The organism is Rhodoferax sp. LS1R11 (assembly GCF_056521395.1).
Window position 1 is genome coordinate 1 of record NZ_JBWMAW010000002.1, and the last position, 25,485, is coordinate 25,485.

The following is a 25,485-nucleotide window of genomic DNA, read 5'->3' on the forward strand; positions in this document are numbered from 1 at the left end:
GGGCTTGCGGTACTGCTCGTATCCTGAGCCTTGATCGGCGGCCATCGCCAAGGTTTGTTGTTTCATTGACATGTAACGTTTCACCCTCGGGTGGCGTGGACCTTAATCAGCATTGCCTTAAATGGATGCGGTGCAATGTACCGGTCAAAAGGGCAGTAGGGCCTTGATCTTGAAGCCTGACCCTTCTGTGCGGTTCACTACGCCATATTCCTGCTCAAACTTTGCCGTTAGAAACCAACCCTTGCCACTGTCGTATTTGACGGCAGGGCCGAATGCATAGGCCTTGCCCTTACTGTTGGCAACGGTTGCGCCATTTTGCTGGTCATCGGTAGTCTGCTGGTAGATATAACCACCCACACCTAACGTCCACCCATTGCCCAGGGCCCATCCTGCGGAATAGTCGGCATGGAGCTCTTGTCCGGAACGGTAGTTGGTCGTGTTGTTGACTCCATTGAAGTCATACATGATTTTCACATCTCCATTGAAGCCCTTCGGCTGAACATAGGACAAGGCGAATACTGGTTCGATATTCCAGTAGTTCCGGCTGAGGTTGGCCACTTTGCTGCTGTCATAGCTGCCTGTGGGCGCGGTGACATCCACAGCCCACACATAGTGCAGCTTATCTGATGCGTGGTAGCCCAGTCCCGTGCCGAACACCATATCTGCCAGGCCTGAGGTGCTGCCGTTGGCAGTGCCCACCTGAACCTTGAGATTGACTAAGGGTGCGATAGCGTGGAACAGCAACTGTCCACCCAAGATCTGCCGCTCTGTTACGTGAACTACTCGCAAGGCAAGGGCATCCGCCTGCACATTGAAATTCAGGGGAATCTTGTTTCCGCTGTTGTCCCGCAAGGTAGACGCTTCATAGTGGGATGCATAGGTCAGGTAGTAGGTGCCAGGAGGTGGCAATGCGCCGGCCAGGTAACCTTCATTGCCGTTGGGATAGACTCCACCGCCGCCCTCGGTCGCCTGTGCGGCGCTACCCAAGGCGGACAGCAAGATCGCTGCTGCCAGTGTGGTCCATTTCAGATTGTTACAAGTCTTCATTTTTGTCTCCTGTTTATTTTGAGAATATGACCCACTCGCCTGACTCGGGACGATGGGTCAATACCAGCCGATGCGCTGAAAGAATGCAATGGACAGCGGGGCGCTAGCGCCCCACCATCAACCTTCATTTAGACCGGATACTGCTGCACCGATGGCTCGATGGTGATCCATTTGAGTTCAGTGAATTCATCGATGACCGCACGGCCATCAAACTTGCCGTAGCCGCTGTTCTTGGTGCCACCGTACGGGGCCTGCGCTTCGTTCTGTACGGTGGAGCCGTTGACGTGCACCGATCCTGATTCGATGCGCATGGCCACGCCCAGTGCGCGGGTCACATCACGTCCAAAGACGGCAGCGGACAGTCCATAGTCGCTGTCGTTGGCTACGGCCACGGCCTCTTCCACACCCTTGACGCGGACCACAGTGGTGATGGGGCCGAAGGTTTCGTCGCCATAGATGGTCATGCCGGGTTTGACATGGTCCACGATGGTCGCCGACATGATGGCTCCATTCGCCTTACCACCGCACGCCAGGACAGCACCCTTGGCCAGGGCATCGTCAATCATGGCGTTCAGGCGCGTGCCCGATTCGCTGGCCACCATGGGGCCGATCACGCAACCAGGGTTAACGCGCGGGTCTCCCATCACCAATTCCTTGGCGCGGGCCGCAAACTTGGCGACAAACTCATCAGCAACTGCCTCGTCCACAACCAGGCGTTCGGTGGACATGCAAATCTGGCCTTGGTAGAGGAAAGAGCCAAACACCGCGGCCTTCACGGCTTCGTCGATGTTGGCATCGTCCAGCACCACCTGGGGCGACTTGCCGCCCAGTTCCAGCAGGCAACGCTTCAAATGGGTGGCCGCCTTTTGCGCAATGATGCGGCCCACGCGGGTGGAGCCGGTAAAGTTGATACGGCGCACCGCATTGTGCGCGATCAGCGCATCGATAACTTCCGGCGCATCCTTCGGCGCATTGGTCACCACGTTCAAAACACCGGGTGGGAAGCCGGCTTCCACCAGCGCATCGGCCACCAGCAAATGGGTTTTGGGGCTGGCTTCCGATGCACGGAATACCACGGTGTTGCCGCAGGCAATCGGGTAGGCAATGGCACGGGCGGCCAACACCACGGGCCCATTCCATGGCACGATGCTCAGGACCACGCCCACGGGCTGACGCACGGTCATGGACAGTGCACCAGGCTTGTCGGTGGGAATGGTTTCACCCTGGATCTGGGTGACCATGGAGGCGGCTTCGCGGAACAGGTTGGCGGCCAAGTGCACGTTAAAGCCGGCCCACAGGGCAGCGGCGCCCACTTCGGCGGCCATCACCTCAATGAATTGCGGCGTCTTGGATTCCAGCACATCAGCGGCCTTGAGCAGCAGGCGGCGGCGCTCTGAGGGCGCGCTGTTGCGCCAGCTCAGGAAGGCGGTCTGGGCCGAGTTGACCGCAGCCACCGCATCTTCCACACCACCGGCGGCAGCGTTGGTGATCACTTCACCGCTATCGGGGTGGTTGCGGGTGAAGGTGGCGCCGGACTTGGCAGCCACGGTCTGGTTGTCAATAATGAGTTGGGATTCCATGCTGTTTTCCTTGGGTTAATGCTTCGGGGTTATTCGGGTTGACTGCACGGCTTAGGCGCCCTGGGTCAGGATGTCGGCCATGCGTTCGCCAATCAGGGCGCAGGTCGCCATGGTGGCCACGCCGGGAATTCGCGGCATGATGGAGCTGTCGGCAATGCGCAGGCCCTGCACACCGTTCACGCGCAGCATGCTGTCCACCACAGCCTCGCCGTCCCGGCCCATGCGGCAGGTGCCGGACTGGTGGAAGTAGGTGGTGGCGCCATTACGCACAAAGTCTTCCATGGCTTTGCCGGTGAGTTTCTTGCCGGGCGCCACTTCGCGCTTCACAAAGTCTTTCATGGCGGCCGAGTTGCCAATCTCGCGGCACACCTCAATGCCAAAGGCCAGGGCCTTGACGTCATCAGGATGGCTCATGAAGCGGGCATCGACCACCGGGCGATCGGCAGGGTTGACCGAGCTCAGGCGGATCTCGCCACGGCTCTTGGGTGCCACCAGGCCGGCGCACAACGCCCAGCTGGTGCCGGGAGGCGAATACTCTTTGCCGACCACATCGCTGGCATAGGGCAGCTCGATCTGCACCAGGTTGACGTCGGGCGATACCAAAGATGCCTGGCTCTTGAGAAAGCCCGCTGCATTGGCCGCGCTGTTGCGGTGCGGAATGTGTTCCTTGGGCTCCCAGATGCAGCCGCCGTGCAGGATATGATCCTGGAAGTTGCGGCCCACTTCCTTGGCATTCACCAGTGTCTTGATGCCGTGCTGGCTCAGCTTGGCCTCGTCGCCAATGCCGCTGAGCATCAGCAGCTTGGGCGTGTTGATGCCGCCGGCGCTGACAATCACCTCAGTGTTGGCGCTGATGTTCTTGGGGCCAGCCGCAGTGGCGATCTGCACACCGGTGACCTTGGTGCCGGCAAAGGTCAATCGGTCCACATGGGTGTTGACGATCACCGTGACATTGGGACGCGACAAAATCGGGTACAGGTAGGAGCGGGCCATGCTCTGGCGGCGGCCATCACGGATGATCTGGTTCATCAACGCGAAGCCAATGCCGCCTTCTTCACGCACGCCATTTTGGTCGGAAAACACCGGGTAGCCCAGGGCACGGCAAGCCTCCAGCATGGCGGGTGCCACGGGGTGCGGGTTATTGGCCGGCTGGCACCATACGGGGCCGTTTTTGCCGCGGTAACGGGCGTCCGGTGCGCCCTGCCAGTTTTCCATGCGACGGTAGATTTCCAGCCCGGACTCGTAGCCCCAGGCGCGATCGCCACTGACATCGGCCCAGAACTCCAGGTCGGCCTTGAAGGGGCGTGCCCAAATGGTTGCATTGATGCTACTGCCGCCACCCACCACGCGGCCCATGTGTTCTGGAATAGCGCGGTTGTTGGTGCTGGGTGCGGCCAGGGCAACGTCCTTCCAGTCGCGCTCCGAGCCCAGGTTGCTGAACCATACGCTGGGGTCCATCACCGAAGACGCCACGTCCCAGTCGCCAGCCTCGATCATGAGAATGGAGGCGTCCTTGCGCGTTGCCAATCGCCCCACCAGCGCACAGGCCGCTGAACCGGCACCAACCACTACATAGTCATAGGCCGCTTGCAGCTTGGCGCTGCGCTCGTTTTGGTTGGCGCGAATGGCATCCAGTTCGTCGGCCAAAGCGCTCAGTCCAATAGTGGAGAAGCCTGCAGCAGTGGCTGTGCGCATAAAGCCACGGCGACTCATGCGACCGGCAATCAGGGCGCGCTCAAGATGCTCCAGCAAGCCATCGGATGGGGAATTCGGGTTTTGTGAATCGGTATTCATGGTCATGCGTTTTGAATGGGTAGTGGTTAAAAGTGCTGTCTCCAGTGGCACTTGCCATGCGCACACACTGCGCCACCGAACATGCACTTTAAAAATTTGTCGCCACTCCAAATACATCGGGATTTCCCTAGTACCTGGTTGTTCCATATGAGAACAACTGGGGCGCCAAAGAGCACCCAGGCCAAGTCCGCAGGCCATGCGCAATAGGTGTCTACGCGCCCTGCGTTCTGCGGTAAATCAGACCGCGAGACACCCGCAGCTTGCGGGCCGCTGCGGAGACATTGCCACCGCACTCTTTCAGCGTTCTGGCGATCAAATCCACATCGGCATCACGCAGACTGGCGGGCTCAGGTGGCTCGACTGCAGGCGGCGCTGAGTCTTGCTCCGGCACGCTCACACCGGGTAACGAAATGTCCGCGCTGATGTCCACCGATGGGGTTTCTTGCGATGGCTTGCCAACAGCAAAGAGTTGGCGGTGGCCGTCGCGCGCTTGCAGTTCACAACGCACATGCACCTGCAATCCGTTTGGCAAGCGCAACAAGGAATGGGAGCCACCTCGGCTGGAGGCCAGTTCCGAAAAGCTGCTTTGCAAAATCTCGTCCACTTTGCTGGAACCGGTCTGCTCGCCGTCCGGGGCCATACCCAATAGCCTGGACGCCGCTGCGTTACGCCAGACAATGCGGCCCTGCATATCCACTCCCATCAGGCCCGCCATGGGCGTATCCAGCATAGCCGTAGAAATCTGGAAGCGCACGATCAGGTGCTCACCGGATTGGGATAACAGCAAACGGTTTTCGATGGAAGACGCGTACAGGCCCACCACAGATGCCGCATCAAAATTAAAGGCAATCCCTTCGCTGGACATGTCCAGCACACCGGCCAGATTGCCATGGATGTCGCGAATGGGGGCGGCCGCGCAGTGCATGAAGTTGACACTCTCGGAGAAGTGCTCAGCCCCCTGTACAGAGGCCTGTTTGCCGGTGCGCGCGACAATGCCAGGCGCAGTAGTTCCTACGGCCTCTTCGGCGAAGTTGACGCCTATGCGGTGCGCCACCGGCGTAACCTTTTCATGCACGCGACGTGAGCAGGTCGCCCCGATCAATACCCCGCTGGGGTCGGTCAGCATGGCGCCGCAATTCGTGGCCCCCAGCACCGCGTCGAGCTCAGTGGCTTCTGCCAACCAGGCATCGCGCAGCAGGCGATTCTTCTGCAAGGCCAGCTGCGCCCGACTGGCGGACACCGGCTGGAACTCCAACTGCCCGCGCGGGTCCTGCTTCAGCCTTAGGCAGCGGGCCCAGGACTGGAACACGGCCTCGCTGACCACACCTGAGAGCAGCTCACCTTCTTCAAAATACCGCTGGCGCGCCAGTGCAATCCGGTCCGCCTGGGTAGAAAAGAAGAGGGATTGCATGGCCGGTCCTTCAAGAAGTGGCTGATGCTATGTCAATTACGATGCGTCCGGTTGCGCCATGGGTGCTGCGCGCTGGAAAGCCTCCAGGGCATTGCAGTTCGCTTCCACTGCCATGATGAATGGCCAACGTCCCAGATCCACCTTGAAACGGCGTGCGCTCTCAACTTGCGGAATCAGGTAGGCATCGGCCAAGCCGGGCGCATTGCCAAAGCTGAAACCGGCGCGCCGGGTGTCGGCCGCCAGCAGGGCTTCATAGGCATCAAAACCATCGCTGATCCATCTGCCGCACCACTGGTTGATGGCCGCGTCATCCGCACCGAAGCTGGCACGCAGTGTGTCCAGAATGCGTTTGTTGTTCACGGGGTGGATATCGCAACCGACCAACGCCGCCAGCGCCCGCACATGGGCCCGGTCATTCACATCGGTGGGCAGCAAGGCGGGCGTGGGGTAGCGTTCTTCCAGCCATTCGATGATGGCCACGGACTGCGTCAGCACCTGCTCGCCATCCACCAGCGCCGGCACCAGGCCCTGCGGGTTGAGCGCCTTGAAGGCCGCGCCATGGTGTTCGTTCTTGCGCAGGTCCACCGCCACGTAGTCGCAGCTCAGACCTTTGAGGTTGAGCGCAATTCGCAGGCGGTGCGAGGTGCCGCTGCGAAAGAAGTTGTAGAGCTTCATCGCGCCGGCCTATTCGGGCGCGCCAACCGTCAGGGCCACTTCGGCCACACCGGCCACGCGGCCGGTGATCTTGTCACCCGCCACCACCGGGCCCACGCCTTCGGGCGTGCCGGTGTAAATCAGGTCGCCAGGTTGCAGGTGGTAGAACAGCGAGAGGTCGGCAATCAGTTCACGCACATTCCAGATCAGCTTGTCCACATCGGACGACTGCTTGGTCTGGCCGTTGACTTCCAGGGCGATGGCGCCGCTGTCAATGATCACGCCTTCCATGGGCACGATTTCCGAGCACACAGACGATTGCTCCACGTCTTTGCCCAGGTCCCAGGGTCGGCCCTTGTCGCGGGCTACCAGTTGCAGGTCGCGGCGCGTCATGTCCAGGCCCGCGGCGTAGCCATAGATCAGCGTGTGGGCGTCTTCCGCCTTGACGCGAAAGCCCGCCTTGCCAATGGCCACCACCATCTCCATCTCGAAATGGTAGTTGCTAGTCTCGGGAGGGTAGGCCACGGTGCTGCCCGAAATCGTCAGGGTCTGCGGCGCCTTGGTGAAGTAGAACGGGCGTTCCACCGACTTGTCCACCGGACGGCCCATTTCCACCGCGTGGGCGTGGTAGTTGCGGCCGACAAAGAACAGGCGGTTGATCGGAAAACGGGCATCCAGCCCATGAATGGGCGCGGACATGGCGGATGGGGGGCTAAACAGGTATTGGGTCATGGTTTTTCCAAAAAAGGTTGAAAGGGTTCTATCGGGATGTCTGCAGGAATGCGTGGCGAGACTCAGCCCCGGTTCTCGTACACACCCAGCTTGCGGTGCAGTGGCGCTTCATCCGCCACAAACAGGAAGGCGGGTTCCGTGGCAGAGCGGTTCTTCAGGGTAACTGCGGTATAGCCGGGCGCACAGCAGGTGTCTGCCTCGACCAGGGTGAAGGCGGTGGTTTCCACCTGCACATCAGTCTGGCCTTCGATCTGGTGAAACACTTGGGCGGGCGAGCGTGCCGGCAGGCGCAAGCTCTCGCCGGGGCGCAGCATCAGCGCATAGAAGCCCAGGATGTTTTCCACATCGGCGCCGGTCTCGGGGTTGACATAGGTGACCTGCACCGCGTCGGAGGTGGTCTGTTCTTCAGCCAGCGACAGCAGTGCCGCTTTGGCATCGACCCAAGGGTAGCGCAGCATGGGGTAGGCCTTGTCCGAACGCTGGAATACCTTGGTGGGCACAACACCGCCACGGGCATAGGCCTTGAAGCCCTGGCCCTCGGTGACGCTCTGGCTGGGGCCTTCTAGGTGGTAGGAGGTTTCGGTGTAGTAGACCAGGGGCAGGTCCAGCACATCCAGCCAGATCACCGGGTCTTTGCCGTCATGGCCGTGCTCGTGCCAAAGGCCGGTGGGCGTGAGGATCAGGTCACCGCGCTGCATGGGGCATTTTTCTCCCCCCACCAGCGTCCAGGCACCGTCACCTTCCACCACCATGCGCACGGCATTGGGCGTGTGACGGTGCACCGGCGCCAGCTCTCCAGGCAACAACAGTTGCATGCCCAGGTACATGGCAGCACTCGCCTGCATGTTGGTCAGGCCGTGACCTGGATTGGCCAGCACCAGTACGCGGCGCTCGGCCTTCTCGATGGGTGTCAATTCACCGGCCTGTATCAACAGCTCGCGAATCTCGCTATAGGGCCAATGCGTGGTCTGTGTCTTGCGCGTCGGGATATTCGGCGGCAACACGCCGCGCAAGCTGGGCCATAGGGGAACTAGATTACGCTTAGTGAGTTGGTCGCGGTAGGTCTGCGGCAGGTCTTCCAGACGCCCCAGGGTGTCAAAACGGTTGTTTTCTTCCATGTGTGTTCTCCGGTATAAGTCAGGCTGCGCCCAAACCAAGGGGCGCGGGTGTGCGGTTGACGATGTCGTGAAACAAGGCGTCAAACAACGTTTTGTCTGTTGAGCCCATCAGTGGGTCTGCGTTTTGCGCAAAGGCATGGGCAATCGCGTCCCAGTCTGACGCCAGCAAGTGAGCTTCTGCCAGCGGGAGGAGTTCGTTTTCCTCCGCACGCAAATGCTTCCAGGTGAAGTCAGCGTAGGCGGCAACGGTGGCCTGCAAGGCTTCCAGACTGCCGAGTACCCCGGCTTCGAAGTTGCCCAGATCACGACGCATGCCCGCCAACGCTGCCAGCTCAGCCTGGTGCTGGCTCTGCAGGGAGTCAATCAGGCTATCGGCCAGTTGCGTGCGTTGTTTCAGGCAGGCAAACAGCCAGTCGTCTTCCTTGGGGTGGTGCAAGCGGTCGGGGAAAGCATCGATGTAATAGACCATGGCCCAAAACAACCGGAAATCCATGACCATGCGCTCTGCTTGCACCTCTTGCAACATCGCCTTGATGTTGTTGATCACCGCGCCCAGGGCGCGATGCTCCGCGCGAATGATGCCGATGGCTTTGGACTTGGAGTCGCTCATGTGTTCCTCCCTGCGCAGTCGCAGGGTTTGCTAGCCTTAAACACCCAGGTACTCATGCACGATGCGCGGCTCAGCCCGCAGTTCGCTGGAAGTACCGGACCAGACGACCAAGCCTTTTTCCAACACGAAGTGGCGGTCTGCCAGATCCAGCAAGGGGCCCAGGTTTTTGTCGATCACGATCAGGGACAGGCCTTCATTCTTCAGCTCCCCCAGCGCACGCCAGATCTCGGTGCGAATCAGTGGCGCCAGGCCTTCGGTGGCTTCGTCCAGCACCACCAGCCGCGGGTTGGTCATCAGGGCGCGGCCGATGGCCAGCATCTGCTGTTCTCCGCCCGAGAGTTGTGAGCCCATGTTGTTGCGCCGCTCCTGCAGGCGCGGAAAGAAGCCGTAGACCCGCTCCAGACTCCAGTGCTTGAGGCCGTTGGCGGCATTGCTGCGCGCCGTGGCAACCAGGTTTTCTTCCACCGTCAGGTTCGGAAAAATCTGGCGGCCTTCCGGCACCAGGCCCAGACCCAGCTTGGCAATCTGGTGGGACGGCAGACCTTCGGTGCGTTTACCGCCAAATTCGATTGCACCCGCCTTGGGCTCCAGTAAACCGAACAGGCACTTGATGGTGGTGGAGCGGCCCATGCCGTTGCGCCCAAGCAAGGTAATGACCTCACCTTCGGCCACCGACAGGTCCACACCAAACAGCACCTGGGCGGCGCCGTAACCTGCCTTCAAACCCGTCACCTTCAACAGGGGTTGCAGACTCATGCGATCTCCTCTTCACCGAGGTAAATGGCGCGCACTTCCGCATTGCCACGGATTTCCTCGGGTGTGCCCGTCACCATCAGGCGGCCGTACACCAACACGCTGATGCGGTCAGCCAGGGCGAACACGGCGTTCATGTCATGCTCGACCAGCAGAATCGTGTACTTGCGCTTCAGCGACTGCAGCAGTGCCACCACGGCGGCCGACTCCTGCACGCTCATGCCCGCCATGGGCTCATCGAGCAACAAGAACTTGGGCCGCGCGGCCAGCGCCATGGCCAGCTCCAGTTGGCGACGCTCACCGTAGCCCAGTTCGGATGCCAGCGCCTGGCTGCGCGCGCTGAGGCCCGCTGCCTCTATGCCTTCCTGCGCGGCGGCCAGGGCCTCACGGTCCCCCAGCAGCGATTGCCAGAACCGGAAGGCATGAGTGCGGGCACCCAGGGCGGCCAGCGTAGCATTTTCCAATACAGTGAATTCGTCGAACACCGAGGTGATCTGGTAGGAGCGCACCAGCCCCAGGCGGGCACGGGCATTGATGCCCAATGCGCTCACATCTTCATCGCCGAAGCGGATGCGCCCGCTGTCCGAGCGCAGCTCGCCCGACAGCTGGTTGATCAACGTGGTCTTGCCTGCACCGTTGGGGCCAATGATGGCATGCAGTTCGCCTTCCCTCACGTCCAGCGACACCTTGTCCGTGACCAGGATCGCGCCATAGCGCTTGGTCAGGGCTTCTGTTTGCAACAGTGTTTTCATGCGGTGCCTTTCTTGGCGGAGCGGTTCTGCAGCCAGCCTACCAGGCCGGTTTTGCCCAGCATGGCGACCGCCAGAATGGCCAGGCCAAACACGGCCATCCAATGCTCGGTGGCGGCCTTCAGTACTTCTTCCGTTCCGAGAAAGGTCAAGGCACCCAGGAAGGGGCCAAAGACGCTGCCCAAGCCACCCAACACCACCATGACGATGAGCTCGCCCGACACCGTCCAGGCCATGCTGCTGGGTGACGCATAGGCATTCAGATTGGCCAGCAGCATGCCGGCCACTCCGCAGAGCACGGCCGACAGCGTGTAGGCGGCCAACTGGTAGCGCTGCAGCGCCAGGCCGACGGACATGACACGACGGGCATTCTGGCGACCGGCGCGCAAAGCCATGCCAAAGGGAGAGGCCCGCAGGCGCAAAACCCACCAGGTCAACGCAACCAACACACCCCAGGCACAGTAGTAGACGGCCATGGGCGTGTTCAGTTGCAGGCCGAAAAATTCACTGGCAACTGCAATGCCCATGCCATCGTCACCGCCATATTGCTTGAGGCTAACAATGACGAAGTAGCCCATTTGTGCAAAAGCCAGTGTGATCATGATGAAGGCAATGCCCGAGGTGCGCAGGCTAATCAGGCCGGTCGCGCCGCCCACCACGGCACACACCAGCACACAGGCTGCCAGATGCACCCATCCGGAAGACACACCATAGAAAGCTGGCAGCGAAACGCTGTACATGCCAATGCCGATAAACAGGGCGTGCCCCAGGCTGACCAGGCCACCAAAACCCAGCGCAATGTTCAGCGCGCTGGCTGCGATGGCGTAGACCAGGACGCGGGCAAAGAAGGCCACCCAGAAGTTGTCATCCATGGCCGTGGCAACCGGCGGCAGCACGGCCAGGGCCAGCAGCAACAGCACCGGTATGAGCTGTGCCGGACGTAGCAGGTTCTTCATGACTTGGCCTTGTTGGCGGGAAACAGGCCTTGCGGACGCCAGGCCAGGATCACGGCCATCAGCACGTAAATCAGCATGGAGGCAAGGGCGGGACCGGCGGCGTTGGCGACTTCTCTGTCGGCAAAGGCGCGGATGATCATGGGCAAAAAGGTGCGTCCCAGCGTATCGACCAGGCCAACAATGATGCCGGCATAGAGCGCACCATGCACGGAGCCAATGCCGCCAATCACGATCACCACCAGCGTCGTGATAAGTACGGGCTCGCCCATACCGCTTTGCACCGACAAAATCGGCCCGGCCATGGCGCCGGCCAGGGCCGCGAGAGCCGAGCCCAGTGCGAACAGCATGGCGTTCAGCAGGCCGATGTTGACACCCAAAGCACCCACCATCTGCGGGTTGACCGAACCGGCTCGGATCAGCATGCCGACTCGGGTCTTGTGGATCAGCCACTGGCTGCCAGCAGCCACCACCAGGCCGACGGCAATGATCAGGAATCGGTAGCTGGGGTAGCTGAAGCCCATGAATTCGACCGTGCCGGAGAGCGATTCGGGCAGCGTGACAAACATGGGCTGCGGGCCCCAGACCATGCGTACCACTTCATTGAAGAAGAGCACCAGGCCAAAGGTCGCCAGCACATGGTCGAGGTGGTCACGCCGGTACAGGCGGGACACAGCCACCCATTCCAGCATCATGCCCACCACCACACCGGTGACTACCGCCGCCAGCACTCCGAGTGCGAAAGAGCCGGTGTACCCGCCCACCACGGCCGCCGCATAGGCGCCCAGCATGTACAGCGAACCATGGGCCAGGTTGACAAAGCTCATGATCCCGAACACCAGCGTCAGGCCGGCGGCCAGCAGAAACAGCATGACGCCGTACTGCAGGCCGTTGAGCAACTGCGCGATGAGCAGGGAAGCCGACATCACTTAGCCTTGCACAGCGCTACGTAAGCATCCTGGTGGCCAGGCAATGGCGTGCCCAACTGCTTGACTGTGACCTCGCTGCCTTCCTTGACGGTCTGGAAGGCGTAGTAGTTCTGCACCGGCATGTTGTTGGTGTTGAACCGGAACGGACCGCGGATGGACTTCAGCTCGGCACCGGCGGACTTAACTGCGGCAGCGAATGCCGCCTTGTCAGCGGTATTGCCCTTGACCTTGCGCACGGCAATGTCCAGCAGTTTGGCCGTGTCATAGGCAACAGCCGCGTAATGACTGGGAACGCGACCGTACTTCTTGCTGAAGCTGGCAATGAAGTCAGCGTTGCCCGGTGTCTTCAGCGCCACATCCCACATGGCCCCCGAGATGGTGCCGACGGCTGCATCGCGCAGCGAAGGCAAGGTCGTGCCGTCCACGGTAAAGGCGGACAGCAGCGGAACCTTTTTCCCCAGGCCGGCCTGGCTGAACTGCTTGACGAAGTTCACGCCCATGCCACCCGGATAGAACACGAACACGGCATCGGGTCCGGCAGCCTGCAACTGGGCGATCTCTGCCGCATAGTCGGGCTGGTTGACTTGGGTGTACACCTCGTCAAGCACCTGGCCCTTGAAGTAGCGCTTGAAGCCGGCGACATAGTCCTTGCCGGCCTGGTAATTGGGCGCCATCAGGTAAATACGCTTGTAGCCGCTGTCCTGAGCATACTTGCCCATGGCCTCAGCGGTACCGTCGTTTTGCCAGGACATGGAGAACACATTGGGCAGGCAGCCAGCACCGGCCAGTGGGGACGGACCCGCATTGGTGGCAATGGCTACGGTGCCTGACTCCACAATTCGCGGCAGACTGGCCATCAGCACATTGGAGAATCCCAAGCCCACAATGGCGTCCACCTTGTCGCGGTCAATCAGCTTGCGTGCAATCTGGTTGCCCAGCTCGGGCTTGAGCTGGTCGTCTTCACGCAAGACCGTGACGGCTTCACCACCCAGTTTTTTCCCCAGGGCTTCAATGCCCAGCATAAAGCCGTCGTACTGGTCCTGGCCCACAGCGGCCACGGGTCCGGACAAGGGCGCTGTAAAGCCGATCTTGATCTCGGCATGCGCTACGGACAGACACAGAGCGGTCGTGCTGCAGGCAATAGTTTTGGCGATGGTATGCAATTTCATATTTGTCTCCTCATTGGTATAAGCGCCCCCCGCAGGGTGGCGCAATCATTCGTCAAATCAGTGGGTGCGTTCAGCCAGTTATTTCAGTCGAGCTTCAACATCACGCGCATGTTTTCTATGCGTACCGAATAGGTTTTGATGTTCTCGGTGAGTGGTGCGCACAGGGCTTGACCGGTACAGACATTAAATCGACCCTGGTGCAAGGGGCACTCTATTTCGCGCCCTTCCAGAAAGCCGTCGCTCATACGCGCGTGGCCATGGGTGCAGATGTTGTCGGTGGCGAAGACCTCGCCTTCGACTTCATACAAAGCAATCTCCCTGCCCGCCACCTGCACGCCAATCACATCCCCCTCGGGCACATCAGCCAGGGCAGCAGCATCAATCCAGTTTTCAGACATGAGGCTGATCCTTAAATGGGATAAATAATGGAGTTGGCGATCATCTCGCTGTCGTACACGCACAGGCGTGACTGGAACTTCAGTCCCTCCGGTGTGCGCACGATGACATCGTGGTAATAGCCGACATTGAAGACAGTGGAGTCGCCGTCATACTTGGTGCGGATCACGGTGTAGTTGGCTTCCGAGGTGATGCGGTCGCCATCAATGCCGCGCTCCACCTTCACCACACGCGGCGTGCCCACGATGTGGCGCTGGTAGTAGGGATCGTGGTACATGGTTTCTTTGACGCCATACACGCGGTCGCGAATCATGTTCTTGCTCTCCAATGCCAGCAGGCAAAGGGGCAGGCCCTGGTCGAAGTTCTCGCGCGGCTGCAAGCGGTAGGTGCCCTCCTCCACAAAGAAATCGGGCCATTTTTCCCACTCGGACGAGTCGCAAACCATGGCGTAGTCGCTGTAGAGGTTAAGCAGTTCGAAGTAAGTCTTGAAGTCCATCATGGTTATTCCCCCATCACCTTGCGCCAGTAGTTGTACATGCCACGAATCAGGGTCTCGGTGACCATGTGGTCCGCGTCCGCGATGTCATAGCCACCCATCTCGATGACCGTGCGGTGCGCCGGCTTTTGTTCAAAGCCTTGTTGCGACCATTCAATAACCTCACCGTCGTCCGCAGACACAAAGCCTGCTGGGCCGAACAGATTGGCCTGGATCAGGCGACGTTCCTTCATCTCTGGTGTGTCATCAGCAAAGCCGAAGTGGGTCCAAACAAAGTCAAACGAGCCGTGGCCGTTGGGTTGGATGTGACGTGTGGAAACGCTGTTGACCTGCTGCTGGATGATCACGCTCGGGAAGATCGTGGTCATCACCGCCGTGGGGCCGCCCCACCAGGGTTCCGGCACGATGTCCAGCAAGCGCGGGTCGTTCACCTTCATCTGGTCCTTGAAGCTGTCCACACCGGACACCACATCCGCGTTCTTGCCGCCCTGCCCACGCGTGGAAATCATGGCGGCATGGCGGAAGTGTTCGTCCATCTTCAGCTCAGACTTGTTATCCGCGCGCCACAGTCCAAAGGTGGAGAACCAGGTATGCAGCAGGCCGGGGTGGTACGGGTCTTTGATGTTCTCTTGCATCAATTTCCAGTTGCCCGGAATGCGCTGGCGGCGGTAGCCCAGAATCTCCAACTTACGGCCATCGAACACGCGGTCAAAGTATTTCAGGATGGTGGGGCCCAGAAATTCTTCGAAGGGTTCAATGTCGTGGTCGAATGAGGCGAACACGACACCACCTCGTACTGCCACCTTGAGTTTGGTCAACCCATGGTCTGACACCTTGAAGTCTTTGGGCATGCCGCCGTTGACTTTGCCCTCTTGCTTGACGCCGCGAATAAAGGGCACGCCCTGCAGATCGCCCTTGAGGCTGTAGTTCCATTGGTGGTAGGGGCAGTGGAAGTCCTTGGCATGGCCGTTGCGCTCGCGGCAAAATCGCATCCCCCGGTGGGCGCACACGTTTTCGATCACATTGACCCCACCGTCCGGATCACGAACCATGACGACTGAGCGCTCACCAATCACGGTACGGCGGAAGTCGCCTGCGTTGGGGATTTCCGCTTCCAGTCCGACATAGCACCAGTGGTCGTTATAGAACAGGCGATCCAATTCCTTCTTGTACAAATCTTCGCGGGTATAGGCCCAGAAGGGCACCCGGCTCGTTCCCTCGCCCGGCCATGTTGGGTTCTCGGGGAACACGGTGTTGGTTTCACTCATCGCTTGTCTCCTTTAGTTGCTTGGCTTTGGTTGCCTGGGTGTCAGTGCATTCAGGGCGTGTCAGACGCCACTGGGATAAAAAGCATCTGCGTGGACATGGCCGGACTCCACACCCATGCGGGTCACGAGCAGGTTGAGGGCGTCCACCATGGCAGGGGCGCCGCACAGATAGGCGCGCCAGCCTGCCAGTGCCCCGAGGTCTTTTTCAATCGCGTCGGTGACCAGCCCGCTGCGATGACCGGAACCGGTAGTTCCGGTGGCCACGACAATGTGGACGATCACGTTCGGGTGCGCCGCTGCCAAGGCCTGCAGGCGGTCTGCGTCGTACACGTCTTGGGCACTGCGCACGCCAAAGTACAGGTGAATGGGGTTTTGCATGCCGGCCGCCAAGGCGCCCCGCACGATGGACAGCACCGGAGCCAAGCCCGTGCCGCCACCCACGCAGAGCATGGGGCCGGTGTGTTTTTTCCGCAGATAGGCAGTGCCCAGCGGGCCGCTGATACGAAGGGCCGCACCGACTTTCAGTTCATCAAAAATGAAGGCGGTGACCCGGCCATCGGGTACCCGGCGAATCTGGAATTCCCATTCGCTGTCATCATGCAAACCAGCCATAGAGTAAGGGCGGATGTGTTCGGGAGTGAACTGCACGCTGGAATATTGCCCGGCGCTGAATTCAATCGGCTTGGCCAGCTTGACCCGGATGCGGCGGATGTCATGGGTGGCTTCTTCAATGGCCGTGACCGTGCCCTTCACAATTCGCGCGGTGTGCACGACCACCTCATCCACCTCGGGCAATTCGATGGTGCAGTTGTCGGTCAACACGGCCTGGCAGGCCAGCACATAGTCGTCTTTTCCCGCGTGGGGGCGCCCGGCTTCGGGGCCGCTGTCGCGCACCTGGCCAGACAAAACGCGGCAGCGGCAGGTACCGCAGCGTCCAGACATGCAGCTGTAGGAAATCGGCAATTGGTTGGCCCGGAGCACATCCAGCAGATTGCTACCGCTTTCCACATTCAGCCGGACGTTAAGGGGTTCTACGACGAGTTCCATATTTTGAAGGCAGATGCCTATGTCTCCTGTTTGGCGTGATTGTGGAGATTCGAGAGATATAAGTCGATAAACCAAATCCAATAGTTAGAATCACCGTTGTGAATAAAGGTGGCTTGTATGAACTTGCGAGAAATTGACCTGAATCTCCTGGTTGTCTTCAATCAGCTTCTCTTGGACCGCAGCGTCTCCACTGCGGCCGAAAAGCTAAGCTTGACGCAACCAGCCGTTAGCAATGCCCTCAAGCGATTGCGCGCCGTACTAAAGGACGAGCTGTTTTTGCGGACATCACGGGGCATGGAACCCACGCCGTACGCATTGCATTTGGCAGAGCCCGTAATTTATGCGCTGAACGCGCTCCAAACAGCGTTTACCACACGCGACTCGTTTGACCCGCTATCCAGTGCACGCAATTTCCAATTGGCAATGACCGATATTGGTGAGATGTACTTCATCCCGCCGTTGATGGTTGCGTTGTCCAAGTTGGCACCCAACGTGCGTGTGAGCACGGTGCGGCCTAACTCCGGAAACTTGAAGGAAGACATGGAATCAGGCACGGTCGATTTGGCGCTAGGCCTATTGCCCAACCTGCAGGCAGGATTCTTTCAACGCCGACTGTTTCGCCACAGGTATGTGTGCGTCTTTCGCAAGGATCATCCGGTAGCCAAATCGCCAATGTCGTTAAAGCAATTTTCTGAACTTGACCATGTTGGTGTCATTGCTGCAAATACGGGGCACGGCGAGGTGGATGGTTTACTGGAGCGTGCAGGCATCAAACGCAAGATGCGATTGGTGGTGCCGCACTTCATTGCCGTGGGTCACATCCTTCAAACAACTAATCTCATCTCCACTTTGCCAGAACGATTCGCAGAGCGATGCGAGGTACCTTTTGGTCTCGCTACATCGCCGCATCCAGCACGCTTGCCGGATATTGCAATCAATCTTTTTTGGCATGCTAAATTGAACCGGGATCCTGCCAACATGTGGATGCGAAAACTTTTTGTAGAACTGTTCGCCGATAGTGACGGCAAGAGAGCGCCGTCGCGGGCGACACGGGGCACTTAATGATGAACATTGTCACCTTATGGAATAGGAGAAGACCTGAAATTTCATGCTTTTTCCCTTGGAAAGGATGCATCAAATTCTCAGTTGAGGTATTTTGCCGCCGGAACAGGAACTCCGTTGCGAGGAGCGTCGACACACTGAAAACTGCTTGCCTTTGAGGCGTCTCCGCTTAGGTACGTTGGAATCTTAGAATAGGTACAGATAGGTCGCTCCATCGCGACAGTAGTGCCAGATGAATCTGTATATTTTGTAGCGATGATGCTGTCTTGCGTGTTTTTCTTTTCGATCCAATCAACGAGCTTCAAGATAATGTCATGAGATTGATCTTTTGGAACGAAGGGTGAATACGCTTGACCGAAATCGCCTACACCTGCGCCGCCTGTGATGCTGCTGCAGTGACCCATACCCGGTACTTGGTAAAAACGGAAGAAACCTTGAGTTCCGGCAAGATCGCCGCCTTGTGCCTGAACCACACGTTCGTCATACTCAATCGGGCTTGAGTAAGGAACACCCGGATCCATCGTCCCATTGAACATCATTAGCGTTCCTCCATTGGCCTGAAACTGGGCCAAATTGGCATCGTTTGCGTTTAGGGACGAAGCTAGGCGTGCATCACACCGCATCCATATCGTGATCAAAATCGAACATCGTGTAATTCCAATTTGCTCCAAGCGCCCACTTAAAAGAGTAAAACTGCTGGGACGGCCATGAGACTGTGTCGCCTTGGAATGCCAAACCGAATACAGCGCTTTCAGAGCCAAACGGGAGACCGGAAAAAATTCTCTCCCCAGTCCGTGGATTAACCGGCCCGGTCCATGTCGCTTTCAATGCGGTCAACTGTGGTGCTGTAAGACACGTGTCATTGTCAGCTCCCGAGCACTTTGGCAACGTTTCAGGATCAAAGTTGCATTGACGAGGATCAGTCAGGTAGTTGTCTGTAGGCGCACCTCCGTCCTTACCAACGCAAGCGGGTATGACTTTGCTTGTAACCATGTCCAACTTAGCTTGCGAGAGCATGGCACCCGGCGCATTTAGTGCCTGCATGTTACTCAAAAACAGCGTTTTGAGATGTGTGCGATTGTTTGCCGGCGCGCCTACCACGATACCGTTGTAATCTTCCGGGTAGCGTTGAGCGATCGAAAGGGGCTGCTGACCTCCGGTGGAACACCCTGAAAATATCGAGGTCCGTGGAGCAGCCTGATAGCAAGCAGAAATCAGTGTCTTCGCTGCAACAGTCATTTCATGATTTTCACGATAACCAAAGTCACTCCAGCGTTCAGGATGGTCTACAGCCAGATTGGAATCAGGCGCAGTGCCGAGATCAGTATTGGCCGAAGCGAACCCTCGTTTCAGCCCTTCAGCTATACCGGTTCCGTAAGAAATAGCACCTGCTCCGCCGCCATTTCCAGTACCAAGAAAGCGGCCGTTCCAATTTTGTCTAGGCATCCATAGTTCGACGGCAATGTTTGAGTCTGCTGATGGCCGCATCGTTGCAGTGACTTTGCAAAAGGCCGGAAGACCTGTTAACGCTGTTGGTTGACCAGGGGGCGTGGTCCCCAGCCGAAACTGCAGTTGCAGACTGAACTGTGCCGCCGGCGATTTTTGTTCCGATGAAGCTTTCACAGCCGACCTTCTCAGCATTGGTTACTGTCGAATCTCCATTGCTGCCACCGCATCCAGTCGCCAATACAGCCGTTTGGACGACCGCAGTTGCAGTGAAGTATGAGGGCGTCCAAGTTCTCTGGCACTCGAGTTGACTGCAGAATTTATTTCTGATGTTCATTCAGTAGTGTCACACACGTTGTCACATCGGAACGTCGTAAGTTAATGATTTGCCTGATAAATTTGATGCTTGAGTCTGGTCTCGATTTGAACGTCGAAAGTCAGACTTCGGGTTTTTCGCGGATTCCCGCCAAAACCCACCATGCACCAAGGCAAGCTCGTATTTGCGCAACTCCTCGTCTACCGGCCGCTGAGTTCGTTTCGCCGCTGTGTTGCCGATCACCGGGGCGAACACAAGGTCAAGGACTTGTCGTGTCTGGACCAGTTCTTCGCGATGGCATTCGCCCAATTGACCTATCGAGAATCTTTGCGGGACATCGAAGTCAACCTGCGTGCGCAAGCTCGGTATCTGTATCACATGGGTTTTCGTTGCCAAACGATTTCGCGCAACACGCTGGTCAATGCGAACGCTACACGCCCGTGGCAAATCTATGCGGACTTCGCCCAGCACCTGATTGGTATTGCACGACCGCTGTACGCCAAGGAGCCGTTTGGCGTGGAGCTCGACGCGGCGGTGTATGCCTTCGACGCCAGCACCATCGATCTCTGTCTGTCGGTATTTTCGTGGGCACCATTTCGCTCGACCAAGGCCGCCATCAAGCTGCATACCTTGCTCGATTTGAGAGGAAGCATCCCCAGCTTCATTCACATTGCGGATGGCAAGACCCACGAGGTCAACGTCCTGGACGATTTGGTGCTGGAGCCGGGGGCCTTCTACCTGATGGACCGGGGCTATCTGGATTTCGCTCGACTGTTCGTCATTCACGAGGCGCAAGCCTTCTTCGTGACGCGCGCCAAGAGCAATACCAAATTCAAGCGACGCTACTCGCACCCAGTGGATCGAATCAACACTGCGGTGCTGTGCGATCAGACGGGTGTGCTGACGACGCACTATTTGAGCAAGGACTACCCCACGACGCTGCGCCGCGTGGCGGTCAAGGACGATACGGGAAAACGACGGGTGTTTTTGACCAACAACTTCGCATTGAAACCGCAGTTGATTGCCGACCTGTACCGCCAGCGCTGGCAGGTGGAGTTGTTCTTCAAATGGATTAAGCAGCATTTGCGCATCAAGGTGTTCTTTGGCACCAGCGAGAACGCGGTAAAGACGCAGATCTGGATTGCGATATCCACCTATCTGTTGATCGCCATTGCGAAGAAACGATTGCATCTTGAGCATCACACCCTGTATGGAATCCTACAAATCTTGAGTCTGTCCATGTTTGAAACTATCCCAATAAATCAACTACTTACGCCACCCTCGACAAATTCAGAGTCGGATTTCGAGCCCAATCAGCTCGTTCTCCTCTGATGAACGTTGGGACACTACTGATGTTCAGTGAATGTCTCCGTTTTTTTTAAATAGAACCCATCTGCTGCATTGATGTACCGTCTACATCGATCGTGATCTTCGGAAAAGTGGCTTACACGCGTTCAACAATGACGGCGATGCCCTGCCCCACCCCGATGCACATGGTGCACAGGGCATAACGGCCACCCATGCGGTGCAACTGGTTCACGGCTGTCGTGATCAGCCGGGCGCCACTGGCACCCAACGGATGTCCCAGCGCGATGGCGCCGCCGTTCGGGTTGACGCGGGCATCGTCATCCGCCAGGCCGAGGTCGCGCAACACGGCCAAACCCTGCGCTGCGAAGGCCTCATTGAGCTCAATCACATCCATCTGCGCCAGACTCAAACCTGTCAGTGCCAATACCTTGCGCGTGGCCGGGGCCGGGCCAAAACCCATGATGCGGGGCGCCACGCCGGCTGCGGCCATGCCCACCACGCGGGCTCGTGGCGTCAGGCCATGACGCAGGGCCGCGGATTCGTTGGCGAGCAGCAGGGCACAAGCGCCGTCGTTCACCCCGGAGGCGTTACCGGCTGTCACGGTGCCATCGGGGCGCACCACGCCCCTGAGCTTGGCCAGGCTCTCCAGCGAGGTGGCGCGGGGGTGTTCGTCCTGCGTCACGATGATGGGGTCGCCTTTTTTCTGCGTAATCGTCACCGGGGTGATTTCCGCATCGAAGAAACCGCTTTGTTGGGCACGCACCGCGTTGAGTTGCGAGCGCAGGGCCATCTGGTCCTGCGCTGCACGTTCAATACCAAAGTCCATGGCCACGTTTTCAGCGGTCTCAGGCATGGAGTCCACACCGTACTGCGCCTTCATGAGCTTGTTAACAAAGCGCCAGCCGATGGTGGTGTCATAGATCGCGTTGGCGCGGCTAAAGGCACTCTCGGCTTTGGGCATGACAAAGGGGGCGCGGCTCATGCTTTCCACCCCGCCCGCAATCATCAACTGCGCTTCGCCGCTCTTGATGGCTCGCGCGGCTGTGCCCACGGCGTCGAGGCTGGAGCCGCAGAGGCGGTTGATGGTGGCTCCGGGCACTTCAACCGGCAGCCCTGCGAGCAGACTGCTCATGCGCGCGACGTTGCGGTTGTCTTCTCCAGCCTGGTTGGCGCATCCAAACAATACGTCCGTTATCTCAGCCCAATCGACGTTGGGGTTGCGCGACATCAGCGCGCGCAGCGGAATGGCGCCCAGGTCGTCGGCGCGCACGTTCGATAGCGCGCCGCCATAGCGGCCAAAGGGGGTGCGGATCGCGTCGCAGATGAAAGCGTCTTCACTTCTCTTCTTCATTATCAAATTCCTAAAGCAAAATTTCTAAATTGCACAGTTCGTACCCATAGCCCGCCTCACGTGCCAGTTGTGCCAGTTCTTCCTCAAGTCCATTGCGATCTTGTTGTCTGGCCCAGAAGACAGGCCCCCCTTCCCAGCGAGGGAATCCATAACCTTGTGTGAGAACGACGTCAACGTCCTCGGCTCTTGTCGCGACACCTTCTGCAAACAGAAGGGCAGCCTCGTTGACCATCGACAAAAGTGCCCGCCGTTGAATATCGTGTGCAGATAGACTGCGTCGTTCAATGCCGCGATCGATGCTGGCTTGCTCGATCAAGGTACGGACCGTCGCATCTGCCGTCGCTGCCTTTTTCCCATCCTTGTAGGCGTAATATCCAGCGCTCGTTTTACGCCCCAAACGACCTTGTTCGCACAACTTATCCAGGATGGAAACATATCGCTCGCGTGGATCCCGCGTCATTGCCTGTGCCTTGCGCATTCGCCATGCAATGTCCAGGCCGGATAGATCTGCCACCGCGAAGGGCCCCATCGCAAATCCCATGTCAGTCAACGCACGATCGACATCCTCGGGCCACACGCCATCCTCCAACATAAATTCACACTGTCGGCGGTACGCGTTATATATGCGGTTGCCTATAAATCCAAATGAATTACCACACAAGACTGGCGTTTTCTGCAGCCGAGTTCCCAAACCCATCGCTGTCGCTAAAACATCAGCAGAAGTGTTCTTCCCACGAACAACCTCCAACAACTTCATCACGTTGGCTGGACTGAAAAAATGAAGTCCTAAAACGTCTTGGGGACGCCGGGTAAATGCAGCAATGGCATCCACATCCAGATAGGAGGTGTTTGTTGCCAGTACCGCACCTCGACGGGCATATGTATCAATCTTTCTGAAGACGTCTCTCTTTACGTCCAATTCCTCAAAGACAGCTTCTATAACCAGGTCAGCTACCATCAAACGTGACCAGTCTGTCGACATCATCAAACGTGACTCGCACTTTTCTGCAAGTGCTATTAGCATCTTTCCGCTTTGCACACGTTCGTGGTAATGAGATTTAATTCGATCCAGGGCGCGCCCTAAAGCGTCGTCGCTTTGCTCCAGCAGGAGAACAGTCAGTCCAGCATCCAATGCCGCAATGGCGATACCCGATCCCATGGTTCCAGCACCAATGACGGCCACAACATCCACTTTCCGTGGCTTAGCGTGCAGATCTGAGGGCAATTGACTCGCCTCACGCTCGGCATTAATCAGGTATCTAAGAGCAAGTGATGAGGATGACGAAGCCAAACCAAAAAACAGTGCGCGCTCAATCTCCAGCCCATCATCAAACGATTGCGAGGTAGCCAGCACTGCGTCTAAGGCGGCAGCGTACGCGGGCTGCAACTGCTGACGATAATTGAGCTTTGATCGCTTCGACGTAACGCATTCCTGTACTTTTAGTGCGTCAAGACGAGTCTCCCGTACATTGATCCATGAATCCTTCGACGCAACTAATTGAGCCACATCTTGTATTGCAGCAGATAGAAGATCATCCTCGCAAACAGTGTTAAACAAACCAGAGCATGAAGAGTTCATGACACTTGTCAATTGACCAGAGAGAAGCATCGTGAGTGCAGCATCCACTCCAATCATCCGGGGCAGCCGCTGCGTACCGCCGGCGCATGGAATCAATCCCGAAATGACTTCCAGAAAACCAATTTTGGCCGTCGCTAAAGCAACGCGTCCATGACAAGCCAGGGCAAGCTCCAGACCACCACCTGAAGCAATCCCAGCTATGGCAGCAACAACTGGTTTTTGACTTTTCTCAACGGCGGATATGACCGCGTTAAGATCCGGCTCGTGAAGGTATGACCCGGTTTCGTACCCTGAAAGTTCCACGCCCGTTGAAAATGTATTGCCATTCCCCACCAACACAATGCCTTGGACCAAATCATTGGCAAGGGCGGCCCCTATCATTTGAACTACCTGCAAGCGAATAGCTTGCCCCAGGCAGTTAAGTGGCGGGCTATTTAGCTCAATGACGGCGACTCTGCTTTTGATCTTCAGCATATTTTTTATCGGAGTACTCATCATTCGGAACGCATCAGTTGCTTCCCTATTACGAGTTGCTGAATTTGCGTAGTTCCTTCATACAAGCGAAGTAGTCGCGCATCACGATAGAAGCGTTCAACTTTGTACTCATTGATATATCCGGCACCACCATGAATTTGAACGCCCCGATCAGCGACACGCCCTACCATCTCTGTGGTGAACATCTTGGCGCAAGATGCCTGCATACTGACCTCTGCGTCAAACAGTCCAATTGGCTTTTCTTCGTAGCGGCTAGCCACTGTTTGTACTAGGCTCCATCCGGCCAATATTTCCGCCTGGCTATCTGCGAGCATCGCCTGTATAAGTTGAAAATCCCCAATACGCTGACCAAATTGTTTCCGTTGACGTGCGTAGGAAAGACTTTCTTGCAAAATGCGATTCGCCATACCGCAAGCCAAAGCAGAGAGGTGCAACCGCCCCCTGTCCAATACTTTCATTGCAGTTTTAAACCCACGGCCCGGAATTCCACCAATGATGTTTTTCTCTGGAACCAAGACATTGTCCAGGTAGACATCGCAGGTCTTAGTCCCACGTTGACCCATTTTCTTGTCAGCCCTTCCCAGCGATATTCCATCAGTCACTGCGGGAACAATAAACGCCGATATGCCATTGGCACCGCCTCCACTTGTACGAGCCATCAATGTGAAAGCACCCGCCCTTGGGGCATTCGTTATGTATCGCTTGCTTCCGTTGATGGCATAATTTTCACCAGTTAGAACAGCGGATGTTTTCAGCGAGGCGGGGTCAGACCCAGCGTCTGACTCGGTCAATGCGAATGCAACAATCAGGTCTCCGGACGCAATCTCAGGCAGATATTTATCTTTCTGCTCCTGTGTTCCGTCCATCAAAATTCCTTGCGATCCAATTCCAATGTTTGTACCAACAACAGATCGAAACGCGAGTGCCGTGTGACCCAACTCATATGCCACTTGGCATTCTTGCGACATGGAAAGTCCAATACCACCATACTGCTCAGGTATAGATATGCCAAATAAACCGAGTTCTTTCATGTCGGAGATGATGTCCAAAGGAACCTCGTCACGCTCCTCCACATGATCTTCTGCTGGCATCAGCCGATCACGAACGAATTTGTGAACGCTGTCTATTAGCAGAGGAAATGTCTCTTGGTCTAGTGCCATCGGTTTCCTCACCTTTCTTTGCGGAGCTTTTGACACCGCGAATAATTTTTTACTCGTGAACT

General features: G+C 57.8%; 24 protein-coding genes. 2 read left to right on the plus strand and 22 right to left on the minus strand.

Annotated elements, in window-relative coordinates:
* Window positions 1–144: 144 nt before the first annotated feature.
* From AC097N_RS02725 to AC097N_RS02805, 17 genes are all read right to left on the minus strand, one after another.
* Window positions 145–1,047 carry a SphA family protein gene (locus AC097N_RS02725; RefSeq protein ID WP_479579206.1) on the minus strand — a complete coding sequence of 301 codons (903 nt, stop codon included), beginning with the start codon at window positions 1,045–1,047 and terminating at the stop codon, window positions 145–147.
* Between the two features lie 128 nt (window positions 1,048–1,175).
* Entirely contained in the window at window positions 1,176–2,627 is a 1,452-nt protein-coding gene (locus tag AC097N_RS02730; RefSeq protein WP_479579207.1) for an aldehyde dehydrogenase, read from the minus strand.
* 51 nt (window positions 2,628–2,678) lie between these two features.
* A complete protein-coding gene (locus tag AC097N_RS02735; protein ID WP_479579208.1) occupies window positions 2,679–4,421 on the minus strand; it encodes a GMC family oxidoreductase in 1,743 nt (580 codons plus the stop codon).
* Between the two features lie 211 nt (window positions 4,422–4,632).
* The gene (locus AC097N_RS02740) at window positions 4,633–5,832 is read right to left on the minus strand and encodes a GAF domain-containing protein (protein ID WP_479579209.1); all 1,200 of its coding nucleotides are present in this window, start codon (window positions 5,830–5,832) and stop codon (window positions 4,633–4,635) included.
* A gap of 36 nt (window positions 5,833–5,868) precedes the next feature.
* Window positions 5,869–6,507, minus strand: coding sequence for a maleylacetoacetate isomerase (gene maiA / locus AC097N_RS02745; RefSeq protein ID WP_479579210.1), 639 nt, complete (start codon window positions 6,505–6,507; stop codon window positions 5,869–5,871).
* Window positions 6,508–6,516: 9 nt separating this feature from the next.
* Entirely contained in the window at window positions 6,517–7,218 is a 702-nt protein-coding gene (locus AC097N_RS02750; protein ID WP_479579211.1) for a fumarylacetoacetate hydrolase family protein, read from the minus strand.
* 62 nt (window positions 7,219–7,280) lie between these two features.
* The gene (locus tag AC097N_RS02755; protein WP_479579212.1) at window positions 7,281–8,336 is read right to left on the minus strand and encodes a cupin domain-containing protein; all 1,056 of its coding nucleotides are present in this window, start codon (window positions 8,334–8,336) and stop codon (window positions 7,281–7,283) included.
* A 19-nt stretch (window positions 8,337–8,355) separates the two neighbouring features.
* Complete coding sequence (locus AC097N_RS02760; protein ID WP_479579213.1) at window positions 8,356–8,946, minus strand: hemerythrin domain-containing protein; 591 nt, start codon at window positions 8,944–8,946, stop codon at window positions 8,356–8,358.
* A gap of 36 nt (window positions 8,947–8,982) precedes the next feature.
* On the minus strand, window positions 8,983–9,702 hold the full coding sequence (locus AC097N_RS02765) for an ABC transporter ATP-binding protein (protein ID WP_479579214.1): 720 nt from the start codon (window positions 9,700–9,702) through the stop codon (window positions 8,983–8,985).
* Window positions 9,699–10,451, minus strand: coding sequence for an ABC transporter ATP-binding protein (locus tag AC097N_RS02770; protein ID WP_479579215.1), 753 nt, complete (start codon window positions 10,449–10,451; stop codon window positions 9,699–9,701). Before AC097N_RS02770 ends, AC097N_RS02765 begins: the two co-directional genes overlap by 4 nt.
* Window positions 10,448–11,404: a branched-chain amino acid ABC transporter permease gene (locus AC097N_RS02775; RefSeq protein ID WP_479579216.1), complete on the minus strand. Its 957-nt coding sequence runs from the start codon at window positions 11,402–11,404 to the stop codon at window positions 10,448–10,450. The genes AC097N_RS02770 and AC097N_RS02775 overlap by 4 nt, the downstream gene beginning before the upstream one ends.
* Complete coding sequence (locus AC097N_RS02780) at window positions 11,401–12,327, minus strand: branched-chain amino acid ABC transporter permease (protein WP_479579217.1); 927 nt, start codon at window positions 12,325–12,327, stop codon at window positions 11,401–11,403. Before AC097N_RS02780 ends, AC097N_RS02775 begins: the two co-directional genes overlap by 4 nt.
* On the minus strand, window positions 12,327–13,499 hold the full coding sequence (locus AC097N_RS02785) for an ABC transporter substrate-binding protein (protein WP_479579218.1): 1,173 nt from the start codon (window positions 13,497–13,499) through the stop codon (window positions 12,327–12,329). The genes AC097N_RS02780 and AC097N_RS02785 overlap by 1 nt, the downstream gene beginning before the upstream one ends.
* Window positions 13,500–13,582: 83 nt before the next feature.
* Window positions 13,583–13,897 carry a naphthalene 1,2-dioxygenase/salicylate 5-hydroxylase systems ferredoxin NagAb gene (gene nagAb / locus AC097N_RS02790; protein ID WP_479579219.1) on the minus strand — a complete coding sequence of 105 codons (315 nt, stop codon included), beginning with the start codon at window positions 13,895–13,897 and terminating at the stop codon, window positions 13,583–13,585.
* Window positions 13,898–13,908: 11 nt separating this feature from the next.
* Window positions 13,909–14,394 carry an aromatic-ring-hydroxylating dioxygenase subunit beta gene (locus tag AC097N_RS02795; protein WP_479579220.1) on the minus strand — a complete coding sequence of 162 codons (486 nt, stop codon included), beginning with the start codon at window positions 14,392–14,394 and terminating at the stop codon, window positions 13,909–13,911.
* Between the two features lie 2 nt (window positions 14,395–14,396).
* A complete protein-coding gene (locus AC097N_RS02800; protein ID WP_479579221.1) occupies window positions 14,397–15,659 on the minus strand; it encodes an aromatic ring-hydroxylating dioxygenase subunit alpha in 1,263 nt (420 codons plus the stop codon).
* Between the two features lie 60 nt (window positions 15,660–15,719).
* On the minus strand, window positions 15,720–16,706 hold the full coding sequence (locus AC097N_RS02805; protein ID WP_479579222.1) for a 2Fe-2S iron-sulfur cluster-binding protein: 987 nt from the start codon (window positions 16,704–16,706) through the stop codon (window positions 15,720–15,722).
* Between the two features lie 117 nt (window positions 16,707–16,823).
* Between AC097N_RS02805 and AC097N_RS02810 the strand changes: the two genes are divergently transcribed.
* Complete coding sequence (locus tag AC097N_RS02810) at window positions 16,824–17,768, plus strand: LysR family transcriptional regulator (RefSeq protein ID WP_479579223.1); 945 nt, start codon at window positions 16,824–16,826, stop codon at window positions 17,766–17,768.
* Between the two features lie 80 nt (window positions 17,769–17,848).
* Here the strand turns inward: AC097N_RS02810 and AC097N_RS02815 are convergent, their stop codons facing one another.
* Together AC097N_RS02815 and AC097N_RS02820 are read right to left on the minus strand one after the other, a co-directional pair.
* Window positions 17,849–18,391 carry a tannase/feruloyl esterase family alpha/beta hydrolase gene (locus AC097N_RS02815; RefSeq protein ID WP_479579573.1) on the minus strand — a complete coding sequence of 181 codons (543 nt, stop codon included), beginning with the start codon at window positions 18,389–18,391 and terminating at the stop codon, window positions 17,849–17,851.
* Complete coding sequence (locus AC097N_RS02820) at window positions 18,381–19,391, minus strand: tannase/feruloyl esterase family alpha/beta hydrolase (RefSeq protein WP_479579224.1); 1,011 nt, start codon at window positions 19,389–19,391, stop codon at window positions 18,381–18,383. The genes AC097N_RS02815 and AC097N_RS02820 overlap by 11 nt, the downstream gene beginning before the upstream one ends.
* 301 nt (window positions 19,392–19,692) lie before the next feature.
* Here AC097N_RS02820 and AC097N_RS02825 point away from each other — a divergent pair, with 301 nt between their 5' ends.
* The gene (locus AC097N_RS02825) at window positions 19,693–20,862 is read left to right on the plus strand and encodes an IS4 family transposase (RefSeq protein ID WP_479579225.1); all 1,170 of its coding nucleotides are present in this window, start codon (window positions 19,693–19,695) and stop codon (window positions 20,860–20,862) included.
* A 112-nt stretch (window positions 20,863–20,974) separates the two neighbouring features.
* Here the strand turns inward: AC097N_RS02825 and pcaF are convergent, their stop codons facing one another.
* From pcaF to AC097N_RS02840, 3 genes are read right to left on the minus strand one after another with little or no spacing between them, the layout of a single operon-like run.
* The gene (pcaF, locus tag AC097N_RS02830; protein WP_479579226.1) at window positions 20,975–22,189 is read right to left on the minus strand and encodes a 3-oxoadipyl-CoA thiolase; all 1,215 of its coding nucleotides are present in this window, start codon (window positions 22,187–22,189) and stop codon (window positions 20,975–20,977) included.
* 10 nt (window positions 22,190–22,199) lie between these two features.
* Window positions 22,200–24,242: a 3-hydroxyacyl-CoA dehydrogenase NAD-binding domain-containing protein gene (locus tag AC097N_RS02835; RefSeq protein WP_479579227.1), complete on the minus strand. Its 2,043-nt coding sequence runs from the start codon at window positions 24,240–24,242 to the stop codon at window positions 22,200–22,202.
* Window positions 24,243–24,262: 20 nt separating this feature from the next.
* Entirely contained in the window at window positions 24,263–25,423 is a 1,161-nt protein-coding gene (locus AC097N_RS02840) for an acyl-CoA dehydrogenase family protein (protein ID WP_479579228.1), read from the minus strand.
* Window positions 25,424–25,485: the final 62 nt, after the last annotated feature.